Annotated in this window: 3 protein-coding genes and 1 pseudogene; all 4 read right to left on the minus strand. The window is 73.4% G+C overall.

Annotated features, from left to right (window positions below):
* Positions 1-2 precede the first annotated feature (2 nt).
* On the minus strand, positions 3-1,217 hold the full coding sequence (locus tag OHT01_RS01735; RefSeq protein ID WP_328551288.1) for a cytochrome P450: 1,215 nt from the start codon (positions 1,215-1,217) through the stop codon (positions 3-5).
* A gap of 597 nt (positions 1,218-1,814) precedes the next feature.
* Entirely contained in the window at positions 1,815-3,023 is a 1,209-nt protein-coding gene (locus OHT01_RS01740; protein WP_328551289.1) for a cytochrome P450, read from the minus strand.
* A 64-nt stretch (positions 3,024-3,087) separates the two neighbouring features.
* On the minus strand, positions 3,088-4,344 hold the full coding sequence (ccrA, locus tag OHT01_RS01745; protein WP_328551290.1) for a crotonyl-CoA carboxylase/reductase: 1,257 nt from the start codon (positions 4,342-4,344) through the stop codon (positions 3,088-3,090).
* 60 nt (positions 4,345-4,404) lie between these two features.
* A pseudogene (locus tag OHT01_RS01750) lies at positions 4,405-14,454 on the minus strand (type I polyketide synthase); the annotation flags it as partial.
* Positions 14,455-14,471 lie beyond the last annotated feature (17 nt).

Below are 14,471 nucleotides of genomic sequence, written 5' to 3' on the forward strand. Positions count from 1 at the left end.
CCTCACCAGGTGACGGGGAGCTCGATCGGCCCTTGGCCGTCGTGGCCGGCCTTGATGGGCACCTGGTCCAGGGGTACGGCCAGCCGCAGGCCCGGGATGCGGGCGAAGAGCGCGCCGAGGGCGATCTCGAGCTCGGCGCGGGCGAGGTTCTGCCCCAGGCACTGATGGATGCCGTGGCCGAAGCCGACGTGGTGACGTGCGGTGCGCCGGGCGTCGAAGACGTCGGGGTTCTCGTACGCCTTGGCGTCGCGGTTCATCAGTGTGATGGAGACCAGCACCGCGTCCCCGGCCCTGACGGTCTCGCCGCCGACATCGATGTCCTCCTTGGCCAGCCGGACCACGTAGTCGGAGACGGAGGTGAACCGCAGCAGCTCCTCGACCACTCCCGGGAGCGCACCGGGGTCGCGCAGCAGCACGTCGGTCTGCTCGGGGTGCTGGAGGAGCGTGAGGGCACCGAGGGCGATCGCGTTGACGGTGGTCTCGTGGCCGGCCACCAGCAGGACCAGCGCGATCATGACCACCTCGTCGTGGTCGAGGTCGCCCTCCTCCACCTGGCGTGCGATCAGCTCGTCCAGCAGGCCGTCCTCGGGCTCGGCCTGCTTCTTCCCTACCAGGCCGTGCAGATAGGTGTAGAGCTCGCCGAAGGCCGCGTCGGCCTCCGTCGGCGTCGCTGCGCCCACGAAATTGCGGGAGCACTCCTCGAAGAAGCCGTGGTCGCCGTACGGGACGCCGAGGAGCTCGCAGATCGCCATGGAGGGCACGGGCAGCGCGAAGGCCGACACCAGGTCCGCGACCGGTCCCTTCGCCAGCATGTCGTCCAGGAGCCGGTCGACGAGGCTCTGAAGCCTGGGACGGATGGCGTTCATGCGCTTGACGCCGAAGCTGGGGATCAGCATGCGCCGCTGCCGGGCGTGCAGGGGGTCGTCGACGCCGATCAGCGGGAACGCGAGCTCTCCGCGGTCCTCGGTGCGCCGGACGACGACGGGGAATTCCGGGTGCCCCCAGTCGGAGGACAGCCGGGGATCGACGAGCAGGGCCCGTCCCTCGGCATGCCCGGTGATCAGCCACGCCGGCCGGCCGTCGAACAGCGTGACCCGCGTCAGCGGGCTCTCGTCCCGCCATAGCGCGTAGGCGGTCGGCGGCCGGTACGGGCAGGTCCGGTCCTGCGGGAAGGCCGGGGCCCGCGGCCCGGTACGGCGGATGTCGGTCTCGGTCATGTCGTGCCTTTCGAACAATCGGCGGTGCGGTCGTTCATCGGTGCGTGATGGGCTGTGGAACACAGGTTTCGGTCCGTCGGCGAGGCCGTGCGCAGTCCGGTCGGCACCCGGCCGGCAGGCTCCGGCCTTCGTCGGCGAGTGGGCCGCGAGTTGCCGACACGGGTTCCTCCACGCCGTCGTGGCCGGTCGTCGGAGTGTTCGGCGGCCGACCGGACGCCGGACGCCTGCCGGGACACGGAGGACGAACGGTCGCCGCACTCGGTGACGGTGGCCTCGGTGAACGGACTGCGCGCCGGGCTCCGGGACATGGCCGCCGCGCCTCGTCGGGCTGTGCCGTGCCGCAGGCGGCTTCGGGGCCGTCGGCGCGAGGGCCGCGGCAGGACGAGCACGAGGGCCGTGGCAGGGACAGGAAGGTCACGGCGGCACGGCGACCGGCGTGCGAAATCCCGCCGTCCGGCGGCAGTTCGCCCCGAAGCAGGTCGGCCGCCGGTGTCCGGCGGCCTCGCCGCCCGCGGCGGGAGGCGGCGTGGCAAGGCGTGATCGGCGCACGCGGTCCGCGTGCGCCGATCTCCCGCGGGAGCGGACCGGGTGCTCAGGTCACCAGGTGACGGGCAGCTCGTGCACGCCGTAGAAGACCATGTCGCTGCGGAAGCGGAGCTCCTCGACGGGCTTGGCCAGGCGCAGGGTCGGGAAACGGCGGAACAGGCTCTCGAAGACGATCTGCAGCTCGATCCGGGCGAGTTGCTGGCCGATGCACTGGTGTGCGCCGAAGCCGAAGGCCAGATGCGGGGCGGGGCGGCGGGTGATGTCGAAACGCTCCGGCTCCTCCACGAAGGCGGGGTCGAAGTCGGCGGCGAGGACGTGCGCGACGACCTGCTCGCCCTCGGCGATACGCACGCCACCGAGATCCACGTCCCGGGTGGCGACGCGCTCGCCGCCGAACTGGCCGATGGTGAGGTAGCGCAGCAGTTCCTCGACCGCGTTGCCGACCAGCGACGGGTCCTCGCGAAGCAGGGCCAGTTGGTCGGGGCGGTCCAGGAACAGCGCCGCGCCGAGGCCGATCATGCAGGCGGTGGTGTCGTGGGCCGCTATCAGCAGGGTGCCGGCCGCGTTCATGAGGAACATGTCGTCGACGACGCCGTCGGGGTCCTCGGTGGTGATCAGCGCCGAGATCAGGTCGTCACCGGGGTCGGCCCGGCGCTCCTGGACGAGCTGGTAGAGCAGCCCGCCCAGGCGCATGCCGGCGGCCTCGGTGGCGGCGGCGTCCTGGTCGACCCGCATCATCGCCTCGGCGATGTCCTGGAACTCCGCCCGGCGTTCGACCGGGACACCGAACAGGTCGGAGATCACCATGGACGGCACCGGATCGGCGAAGGTCTTCACCAGGTCGACCGGGCCGCCCCGCGCCTCGATGGCGTCGAGGTGTTCGTCGACGATGCGCTGGATGTTCGGCCGGAGCGCCTGCATGCGCCGGACGGTGAACTCCCTGACGAGCAGCTTGCGGTCCGAGGTGTGCTCCGGTTCGTCCTGCCACAGCAGGCTGCCTCGACCGGGCTTCTGGGTGACGACGCCGTCCCGGGTGTGCAGTGCGTGGGGCACCTGAACGCTGAACGAGGGGTCGCGCAGCAGGGCGCGCACCTCCTCGTAACCGGTCACCAGCCATGCCTCGTGGCCGCTGGTGAAGGTGGCCCGGGTCACCGGGGCGGCCGCCCGGATGCCGTCGATGCCGTCCGGCGGCAGGAACGGGCAGCTGCGGGCCTTGGGAACGGCGGGCGCGGCGGGCGCGGCGGCGGTGGGCTCGGGCATGACTCTCCTTGCGCTTGTGGAAAGGGGGTTCGTACGTGGAAAGGGAGTTCGTACGGCGGGACGGTCAGGCGGCGGAGAGTTCGAGCGTGGTACCGCCGCGCCGGGGCGCGTTCACGAGGACGGCCATGTTCCCGGAGGGGTGCACGTTGTCGTGCATCATCTGGTGCATGCGCCCGATGTCCTGGAAGCCGTCGCAGACGGACAGACAGGGGTCGAGCATGCCGGCGCCGACGAGGTTGATGACCTCGCGGCACTGGCGTGTGTCGGCGTAGTGCGAGCCCTGGAGGCGCTTGGAGCGCATCCACAGGTGGCGCAGGTCGACGTCTCCGTTGTAGCCGGAGGTGCCGCCGCAGATCACCACCATGCCGGCGTTGTCGCACAGGTACATCGAGGTCGGCAGGGTGTCCTGGCCGCTGTGCTCCAGCACGATCCGCGGGGACCTGCGCTCGCCGAGGATCGCCCAGACCTCCTTGCCGACCCCGCGGGCGCCGCGCAGGAACCGCGCCGACGCCTCGGCGTCCCCGGCGTCGGGCAGCCGGCCCCAGTGGTCGAAGTCGCGGCGGTTGATGGTGCCCGCCGCGCCGAGACGGCGGCAGTACGCGGAGCGGTCCTCGCTGGAGACCACGGCGATCGGGATGCCGCCGGCCAGCCTGACGAGCTGGATGGCCATCGAGCCGAGTCCGCCCGCGCCGCCCCAGATCAGGACGGGATCGCCGGGGCGGACCGTGTTGCCCTGCCAGCCGAACAACTGCCGGTAGGCGGTGGGCCCGGTGAGCAGGAAGGCCGCCGATTCCTCCCACGACAGGCGGGCGGGCTTGGGGTGGCACTGGTATTCGTCGACGCGGCAGAACTGCGCGAAGGAACCGTAGTTGGTCTCGTACCCCCAGGCCTTGATGCTCTCCGAGACCAGAGGGTCCGTGCCCATCCGGATGTCCGCGGCGGCCTCGTCCCACTGGCCGCTGGTGAGCAGCACATGGTCGCCCACCTTGACACTGCGGACGCCTTCGCCGACGGCCCACACCACGCCGGAGGCCTCCGAGCCTCCGATGTGGAAGTCCTCGGGCCGGCCCTGGCGCTGCCGCATCCCTATGACGTCGACCGGCTTGCCCAGCGCGGACCACACGTTGTTGTAGTTGATGCCGGCGGCCATCACATAGACCAGCACCTGGCCCCGGTCCACCGCCGGGGTGTCGACGACCTCGGTGCGGAACGCCTGCTTCGGCTCTCCGAAGCGGTTCTGGCGGATCACCGAGGCGTACATCTGCCGCGGGACCTCACCGAGCGGCGGGGTCTCGCCCATCTCGTAGAGAGCTTTCGTCATGTTCTCACTCCCACATCTGCTCTGTCCGGGTCCGGGGGGCTCGCGGTGGTCGCGGGCCGGTCATGCGGTCGTCGCGTCCGGAGGTGCGGCGGGGCCGGAAACATCGGTGACGACGTCCGCCAGCCAGGAATCCACCGCCGCCGCGGTGGTGCCGGCGTGGTCCTCCAGCATCGAGTAGTGGTTTCCGGTCACTTCGACGGTCGTGTCCACGTGCTCGGGCGGTGCCGCGCGCCCGGCGTCGGCCGACATGGGCTCGCTCGCCCGTACGAGCAGGGTCGGCGCGGCGATCCGCGGCGCGGCCCAGTCGTCGAAGAGGCTCATATAGCGGCCCATCGCGGTGAGCTGTTCGCCGCCGGACCTCATGAAGTCCAGGCGCTGCGACTGCGCCTGGGCCATCGCGCCCAGCACCTGGTGGTCGAAGGGGACCTGCCGGCTGAAGCTGTCGACCATCACCACGGCCGCCGGCCGTTCGCCCATGGCCTCCAGGTGTGCCGCCACTCCGTGGGCGATCCAGCCGCCCGAGGAGTAGCCGAGCAGGACGACCGGCTTTCCGCCGGCGCACTCCCGTACGGTCTGCGCGTGCAGGCGGAGCACGACGTCCGGATCGGACGGGACCGGCTCGCCCTTCTCGTAGCCGGGGTTGACCAGTGCCCACACGTCCAGCCGGTCGCGGAAGGGGGCGGCGAACCGCGCGTACTGGTGCGCCCCGGCCGGTACGACGTACGGGGAGAGGCACATCAGCGCGTAGGGAAGGTCGCCTTGCGACAGGCGCACCGGGGCGGGCCGCCGGTCCAGTTCCTCGGGCCGCGCGAACGAGGGCCGGAAGCGGGCCGCCTCCATCAGCATCCCCATGGCCTCGGCGGCCGTCCCGTTCTCGCTCGCGTGCCGGTAGAGCTGGACCAGCATGTCGGCGGGCCGCTCCTCCTCCGCCGCGCCGCGGCCGGCGCCCCGGAGCCGTGCCGCCAGGTGCTGGGCGAGCCTGGCGGGTGTGGGATGGTCGAAGGCCAGTCCGGCGGGCAGGCGCAGACCGGTCGCCGCGGACAGGCGTCGGCGCAGGTCGATCGCGGTGAGTGAGTCGAAGCCGAGCTCCAGGAAGTGCGCGGTGGGCGGTACTTCCTCGGCCGACGCGTGACCGAGCACCACGGCGCTCTGGGCGCGGACGTGCTCCAGCAGCCGTTCCTCCTGTTCGGCGGGGGTGAGTCCGGCGACCGCGGTCGCCAGCTCCGCTCCGGCGCCGGTCTCCTCGCCGACGGACCGCTCGGTCTCCAGGAGCCGCTGTACGTCGGGCAGGTCGGCCAGCAGCGGGCTGGGCCGTCCCACGGTGAAGGCGGGCAGGAACTTCTCCCAGTCGATCGGGGCGACGACGAGGGCCGCCTCGTCGTGATCGACGGCCTGGCGCAGGGCGGAGATCGCGAGTTCGGGGGCCATGGTGCCCAGGCCCCGCCGCTCGCCTCGCTCCTGGACCGCGTCGTCGACCATGCCGCCGCCCGCCCACCCGCCCCAGGCGACCGAGGTCGCGCTCAGGCCGCGGGCCCGCCTGCGCAGTGCCAGGGCGTCGAGGAAGGCGTTGGCGCAGGCGTAGGAGGCCTGCCCACCGCTGCCCCAGACGCCGGCACCGGAGGCGAAGAGGACGAAAGCGTCCAGTTCACGGCCGTCGAGCAGCTCGTCGAGGTGGACCGCGCCGGCGACCTTGGCGGCCGCGGTCTCGGCGAACTCGTCGAGACCGGCGACGGCCAGCATGGACGACCGTGCCGTGCCGGCGGCGTGCAGCACCGCGGTGAGCGGGTGCCGGGACTCGATGCCGGCGAGCAGCCGCGCGACCGCGTCGCGGTCGGCGATGTCGCAGGCGGCGATGGTCACGTCGGCGCCCAGGGCGGTCAGTTCCGCGTGCAGCTCCTGCGCACCGGGGGCGTCGGGCCCGCTCCTGCTGGTGAGCACCATGTGCTGTGCGCCCGCGCCGGCCAGCCAACGGGCCAGGTGGCGGCCCACGCCGCCGGTTCCGCCGGTGACCAGGACGGTGCCGCGAGGCCGCCACGGTGTCGCGGGCTCCGCGTCGGCGGGCCGCGCCCGGACCATGCGCCGGCCGTACACGCCGTCGCCCCGTACGGCGAGCTGGTCCTCGTCGTGCCGGGCCAGCACTCCGGCCAGGCGGCGCAGCGCGTGCTCGTCCAGCTTCTCGGGCAGGTCGACGAGACCGCCCCAGCGCCGGGGCAGTTCCAGTGCGGCGACGACGCCCAGGCCCCAGAGCTGTGCCTGGTCGGCGTCGCGCAGCGGGTCGGTGGCTCCGGTGGACACGGCTCCGCTGGTCGCACACCACAGCGGTGCCCGGACGTCCGCGTCGCCCAGCGCCTGGAGCAGGGTGACGGTCGCGGCGAGGCTCGCGGACAACGTCGGGTGGACAGGGTGGCGGCCGGTGGCGAGGCCGAGCATCGAGAGGACACCGGCGGGCTGTTCGCCGCCGAGTTCCTCGGTGAGCCGCTGCGCGGCCCGGGCGCGGTCGCAGTCGGCGGGGAGTTCGACGACCCGCACCTTGGCGCCATGGGCGCCGAGCACGCCGACGACACAGGGCGCCCACTGCTCGTCCGCCAGCCCGGCGGGCAGGACGGCGAGCCACAGGCCGTCCAGACCGGGGGCCGGGTGGTCGGTCAGCCGCCGGAAGGAAACCCGGTAGCGCCAGCCGTCCACCGTGGACTTCTCGCGGCTGCGCCGACGCCACGCGGACAGTACCGGCAGCGCCGGGCCGATGAGGGCGGCGTCGTCCGTCCCGAGCTCCTCGGCGAGCCCGGACAGGTCCGTGTTCTCCACCAGCTCCCAGAACCCGGCCTCGACCGGATCTGCGCCCGCCGGCACCGGGTCGGCGCTGTCCATCCAGTACCGCTGCCGCTGGAACGCGTACGTCGGCAGGTCCACGTGCCGTGGCGGACGCCCGGAGAAGGGAACCGTCAGGTCCACGTGCACGCCGCTCACGTGCAGTTCGGACACGGAGCGCAGGAAGCGGTCCATGCCGCCCTGGCCCCTGCGCAGCGAGGCGCCGGTCACGGCGGCGGCACCGGCCTCCTCCGCGATCTCCTGCACCGCGTCGGCCAGCAGCGGGTGCGGGCTGCACTCGACGAACACCCCGTGCCCGTCGGCGAGCAGCGTCCGTACGGTCCGCTCGAACTCCACCGTGTGCCGGACGTTGCGGTACCAGTACTCGGCGTCGAGGGCGGTGGTGTCCAGCACGGTGCCGGTCACCGCGGAGTAGAAGGGGATGTCCGCCGCGCGCGGCGCGACCGGGGCCAGCAGGTCGAGCAGTTCGGGGCGCAGGCTCTCGACCTGGGCGGAGTGCCCGGCGCCGGTGGCGCCGCGGACCTTGCGCACGCGCACGCCCTCGGCTTCGAGTTCCGCCAGGAGTTCGTCGACCGCGTCGGGGTCTCCGGAGACGGTCAGGGCGGCAGGCCCGTTCACGGCGGCGACCGACAGCCGGTCCCCGTACTTCTCCAGTCTCGCGCGGGCCCGGTCGGCGGGCATGGCGACCGCGAGCATGGCGCCCTTGCCCATGAGCCTGGTCAGCGAGCGGCTGCGCAGGGCCACGATCCGTGCGGCGTCGTCCAGTGTCAGCGCGCCCGCGACGTACGCGGCGGCGACCTCGCCCTGCGAGTGGCCGACGACGGCGGCAGGCGTCACACCGTGGGAGCGCCACAGGGCGGCCAGCGACACCATCACCGTGAACAGGGCGGGTTGGGCGACGTCCACCTCGTCCAGGCTCGGTGCGCCCGGCTCGGCGCGCAGTACCTCCAGCAGCGGCCGGCCGAGGTAGGGGGCGAACGCCTCGGCGCAGGCCCTGGCCTGCTCGGCGAAGACCGGGGAGGTGTCGAGCAGGTCGCGGGCCATCTCCGTCCACTGCGAGCCGTGGCCGGGGAAGACGAAGGCGACCTTGCCGGAGGCCGCGGCGGTGCCCTGGACCACGGCGTCCGTGGGTTCGCCGTCGGCGAGCGCCGCGAGCCCGGCCCGCAGCTCGTGCCGGTCACGGCCGACGACCACGGCCCGCTGCTCCAACTGCGTCCGCGTGGTGAGGAGGCTGCGACCGACGTCGGGCAGGGAGAGCCCTTCGGCGCTGTCGAGGTGGTGCAGCAGCCGGCGGGCCTGCTCGCGCAGGGACCGGGCGGTCTTCGCGGACAGCGCCCACGGGAGCACGTCCAGGGGCCGGGCGGCGGTCGCGTCCTGCGCTGCGGTGGCCTGCTCGCCGTCGGTGGCGGGCGCGGTCCTCGGGGCCTGCTCGATGATGGTGTGCACGTTGGTGCCGCTCATCCCGAACGAGGAGACGGCCGCACGCCGTGGCCTGTCCCGGTCGGGCCAGGCGGTCTGCTCGGTGAGCAGGCGCACGTTCCCGTCGGTCCAGTCGACGTCCTGGGTCGGCTCGTCGATGTGCAGCGTCCGCGGCAGGATTCCGTTGCGGATGGCCATCACCATCTTGATGACGCCGCCGACGCCCGCGGCCGCCTGCGCGTGGCCGATGTTGGACTTCAGCGAGCCCAGCCACAGCGGCCGGTCCGCACTGCGCCCGTTGCCGTACGTGGCGAGCAGCGCCTGCGCCTCGATCGGGTCGCCGAGCCGGGTTCCGGTGCCGTGGGCCTCCACGGCGTCCACTTCGTCCGGGGCGAGCCGGGCATTGGCCAGCGCCTGCCGGATGACCTCCCGCTGGGCCCTGCCGCTGGGCGCGGTCAGGCCGTTGGAGGCGCCGTCCTGGTTGACGGCGCTGCCCCGCACGACGGCGAGGACCTGGTGCCCGTTGCGCACGGCGTCGGACAGCCGCTCGACCAGGACCAGGCCCACGCCCTCGGCGAAGCCGGTTCCGTCGGCCGACGAGGAGAACGCCTTGCAGCGGCCGTCGGCGGACAGCGCGCGTTGCCGGCTCGACATCGTGAACGCGGACGGTCCGGCCATCACCATCACGCCGCCGGCCAGTGCCATGGAGCACTCGCCGCCCCGCAGCGCCTGTACGGCGAGGTGGAGAGCGGTCAGTGAGGACGAGCACGCGGTGTCGACGGTGACCGACGGCCCTCGCAGGCCGAAGGTGTAGGAGAGCCGGCCGGAGATCACACTGGCCGCGTTGCCACTGGGAAGGTAGCCCTCGACGCCGTCGGGCACCTTGAGCGGGCGGCCCGTGTAGTCCTGGTAGCCGGAGCCGACGAAGACGGCCGTGGCGGTGGAGCGCATCGTGTGGGGGGCGATCCCGGCGTGCTCGAAGGCCTCCCAGGTGGTCTGCAGCAGCAGGCGCTGCTGCGGGTCCATGGCGACGGCCTCGCGCGGGCTGATTCCGAAGACGGCGGGGTCGAACTCGTCCGCGTCGTGCAGGAATCCGCCCTGGGTGGTGTACGTGGTACCGGGGTGGTCGGGGTCCGGATGGTAGAGCGCCTCGACGTCCCAGCCTCGGTTGCCGGGGAAGCGGGAGATCGCGTCGCGGCCGGAGGCGACCAGCTCCCACAGGTCCTCGGGCGAACGCACGTCGCCGGGGTAGCGGCAGGCCATCCCGACGATGGCGATCGGCTCGGCCGGCACCGCGGTCGCCGCTGCGGCCGTGGCCGCCACGTCGTGGCCGCCGGTGAGTTCGGCGAGCAGGCGGGCGGCGAGGTCCGCGGCCGTGGGGTGGTCGAAGACCAGCGTCGTGGGCAGGCCGAGGCCGGTGGCCTCGTTGATGCGGTTGCGGAGTTCCACGGCGGTCAGGGAGTCGAAGCCGAGGTCCCGGAAGGGCCGGTCGGCCTCGACGGCGGCCGCTGTGCGGTGGCCGAGGACGGCGGCGGCGTGCGTGCGTACGAGGTCCACGAGGGCGCGTGCGCGGTCTTCGTGCGACAGCCCGGCCAGGCTCTCGGCGAGCGCTCCGGAACCGTGACCCGTTTGGGGGGCGTCCTCCGCGAGCGTCGCGCGTACCTCGGGGAGGTCGCCGAGCAGCGGGCTGGACCGGCCGAGGGTGAACGGCACGATGAAGCGCGGCCAGTCCACGTCCGCCACGGTCAGCAGGGTCTCGTCGCGGTCGAGCGCGCGCTGCAGGGCGGTGATCGCCGATGCGGGGGTCATCGCGCGCAGGCCGCGGCGGCGCAGCCGCTCCTCGTCGTCGCCGTCCTCGACCATGCCGCCGTCGGCCCAGGGCCCCCAGGAGACGGCGGTCGCGGTGCGGCCGCGGTCGCGGCGCTGCCGGGCGAGGGCGTCGAGGAAGGCGTTGCCGGCGGCGTAGGCGGCCTGGCCGCCGCTGCCCCAGACGCCGGAGACGGAGGAGAAGAGGACGAAGGCGTCGAGCTCCTGGTCGCCCAGCAGCTCGTCCAGGTGCGCCGCGCCGCCGGTCTTGGCGGCGAGCGCGGCGGCGAAGGCGGCCGGGGTGGTGGCGTCCACGGTGCCGCCGTCGGCGACTCCGGCTGCGTGTACGACGGCGGTGAAGGAGTGCTCGGCGAGCAGGGCCGCCACGGCGTCGCGGTCGGCCACGTCGCAGGCGGCGAGTGTGACGCGGGTGCCGAGGGCTTCCAGCTCGTCCCGCAGGGCGGCGGCGCCCGGGGCGTTCGCGCCCCGGCGGCTGGTGAGGACGAGGTGTTCGGCGCCGTCGCGCGCCAGCCAGCGGGCGACGTGGCCGCCCAGCGCGCCCGTCCCACCGGTGATGAGGACGGTGCCGCGGGGCTGCCAGCGGCGGGTGGCGGCCCGTGCCGGTGCGTGGGCGAGCCGCCGGGCGAAGACGCCGGAGGCGCGGACGGCGAGCTGGTCCTCCTCCCACCGGCCCGTCAGAGCCTGTCCCAGCACGTCGGCCAGGCGTCCGGCGGCCCGGTCGTCGACGGACTCCGGCAGGTCGATCAGGCCGCCCCAGCGCCGGGGCAGCTCCAGGGCGACGGTGCGGCCCAGGCCCCAGACCTGGGCGTGCCGGGCGTCGCGTAACGCGTCGGAGCCGCTGACGGCCACCGCGCCCGAGGTGAGGCACCACAACGGGGCGTCGACGCCCGCGTCGCCCAGGGCCTGGACGAGCAGCAGGGTGGGCAGCACGGGGTCGCCGGTGACGAACAGGGACAGCACGCCGTCGACCGGCCCGGTCCCGGCCAGCTCCCCGGCCAGAGCGGCGCGGTCGCTCTGCGCGCCGACGACCAGCGTCCGCACGGTGGCGCCGCGGGCGGTGAGCGCGGTGCGGACCGCGGCGGTCTGCTCGTTCTCCTCCTCCGGCACGGCGAACAGCCAGGTACCGCCGGTGCCGGCCGGAGCGGGCTCGCCCAGGCGCTTCCACGACTCGCGGTAGCGCCGGTCGTCGACGGTGGACTGCTCCTTGCGCTCGCGCCGCCACGACGACAGCCTCGGCAGTACGTCGCCGAACGCGTCCCCCGCCCCGATGCCCAGGGTCTCGGCGAGCGCCGGCAAATCCCCGCGCTCCACGTTCTCCCAGAACTCCGCGTCCACCGGGTCCACGACGGAGGCGGCCTTGTCCGGGGCGTCGACCCAGTACCGCTCGTGCTGGAAGGCGTAGGTCGGCAGATCGGTCCTGCGCGCACCGGCGAAGAACGCGTTCCAGTCCACGGAGACGCCGTGCGTGTGCAGTTGGGCCAGGGACATCACGAGCGCCTGCCGCTCGGAGCGGTCACCGCGCAGCACGGGCACGGTGACCGCCTCGTCCACGCAGGCCTGCGCCAGGGCACTGAGGACTCCGCCGGGGCCGATCTCGACGAACGTGGTCGCCCCCAGGCCGTGCAGGGTCCCGACGCCATCGGCGAAGCGGACGGCCTCACGCACGTGCCGGACCCAGTACTCGGGGCTGTACGACTCGACGAGCCGACCCGTCAGGTTGGAGACGACGGGCAGTCGGGGCTCTTCGAAGGCCAGGCCACGGACGACCCGCGCGAACTCTTCCAGCATCGGGTCCATCAGCGGCGAGTGGAACGCGTGGCTGACCTTCAACCGGGACGTCTTGCGGCCCTGCCGGGCGAACACCTCGGCGATCTCCAGCACGGCATCCTCGGCACCGGAAACCACCACCGACGAGGGGCCGTTGACCGCGGCGACGCCCACCCCGCCGGTGAGGTGCGGCAGCACCTCCGCCTCGCCGGCCTGGACCGCCACCATCGCGCCACCTGCGGGCAGGGCCTGCATCAGCGCGGCGCGCGCGGACACCAGCTTCGCCGCGTCGTCGAGGGACAACGCACCGGCCACGTGCGCGGCGGCGATCTCGCCCACGGAGTGCCCCATGACGAAGTCGGGCCGGACGCCCAAGGATTCGAGGAGCCTGAACAGGGCCACCTCGACCGCGAAGAGGGCGGGCTGGGCGCACCCGGTCAAGTGAAGCGTTTCGGCATCGACGTCGGGCGGGGCGTCCAGGCGCGCGCACACCTCGTCGTAGGCCGCGGCGAAGACGGGGAACGCCGCGTGCAGTTCACGCCCCATGCCCAGGCGCTGCGAGCCCTGACCGGAGAAGAGGAAGCCGGTCTTGCCGCCGGCCGGGCGCCCCAGCAGCACACGGGACGAAGGGGTCCCGGCGGCCAGGTCCGCCAGCCCGAGGAGCAGTTCCTCACGGTTCTCCCCCACGACCGCGGCCCGGTGGCGCATGGTCGCGCGGGTCGTGGCCAGCGACAGCCCCACGTCCCGCGACCGGGCCTCGCCTCGTACGAAGGGCAGCAGTCGGGCCGCCTGGTCCTGCAGCGCCGCATCGCTCCTGGCGGAGAGCACCCATGTCAGGGGGCCGTCGGCGGGGGCTCCCGCGGGCTCCTCGGCCGGGGCCGGCGGGGCCTGTTCGATGATGGTGTGGGCGTTGGTGCCGCTGACGCCGAAGGACGAGATCGCGGCCCGGCGCGGGTGATCGGTCTCCGGCCACTCCACGGCCTCGGTCAGCAGCCGGACGTCACCGGCCGACCAGTCCACGTGCGGCGTCGGCTCGTCCGCGTGCAGGGTCCGGGGCAGGATGCCGTGGCGCATCGCCATGACCATCTTGATGATGCCGCCGACGCCGGCCGCGGCCTGTGCGTGGCCGATGTTGGACTTCAGCGAACCCAGCCACAGCGGCCGGCCCTCCGGGCGCTCCCGGCCGTACGTGGCGAGCAGCGCCTGCGCCTCGATCGGGTCACCCAGTTGCGTCCCCGTACCGTGCCCCTCCACCGCGTCGATCTGAGCGGGAGACAGGCCGGCCCCTACCAGGGCCTGGCGGATCACCCGTTGCTGCGCCGGACCGTTCGGCGCTGTCAGGCCGTTGGACGCACCGTCCTGGTTCACGGCGCTGCCCCGCACCACCGCCAGCACCCGGTGCCCGTTGCGCACGGCGTCGGACAGCCGCTCCACCAGCAGCATGCCGACGCCCTCGGCCCAGCCGGTGCCGTCGGCCCCGGCACCGAACGCCTTGCACCGTCCGTCGGGGGCCAGCCCGCGCTGCCGGCTGAACTCCACGAACGCGGTGGGGGTGGTCATCACCTGCACACCGCCGGCCAGCGCCATCGTGCACTCGCCGTTGCGGAGGGCCTGGGCCGCCCAGTGCAGCGCCACCAGCGACGACGAACACGCCGTGTCGACGGTGACGGCCGGGCCCTCCAGACCGAAGGTGTAGGCGATACGGCCGGACATCACGCTGGCGGAGTTGCCGGTCCCCAGATGGCCGTCGGACTCGCCGCCCACCCCGACCAGGAGGTTGACATAGTCCTGGTAGCCGGAGCCGACGAAGACTCCGGTACGGCTGCCGCGCACCGACTCCGCGTCGATACCCGCCCGCTCGAACGTCTCCCACGAGGTCTCCAGCAGCAGCCGCTGCTGCGGATCCATCGCCACGGCCTCACGCGGGCTGATCCCGAAGAACCCCGGATCGAACTCCCCCGCCTCGTACAGGAATCCACCGAGGCGCGCGTACGTCTTGCCGGACGCATCCGGGTCCGGATCGTAGATGCCCTCCACGTCCCAGCCCCGGTCCGCCGGAAAGTCACCGACCGCGTCGCCACCGGACACCACCAACTGCCACAGGTCCTCCGGCGAACGCACCCCGCCCGGATACCGGCACGCCATACCCACGATCGCGATGGGGTCCTGGTCCTTCTCCTCGACCTCGCGAAGACGCTCCCGGGCCTGACGAAGGTCTCCGGTGACGCGCTTGAGATAATCGAGAAGCCTGTCTTCGTTGCTGCTCATCCGCCTCATCCGTCCTC

The sequence above is a fragment of the Streptomyces sp. NBC_00358 genome (assembly GCF_036099295.1).
In the GTDB taxonomy this organism is placed as follows: Bacteria; Actinomycetota; Actinomycetes; order Streptomycetales; family Streptomycetaceae; genus Streptomyces.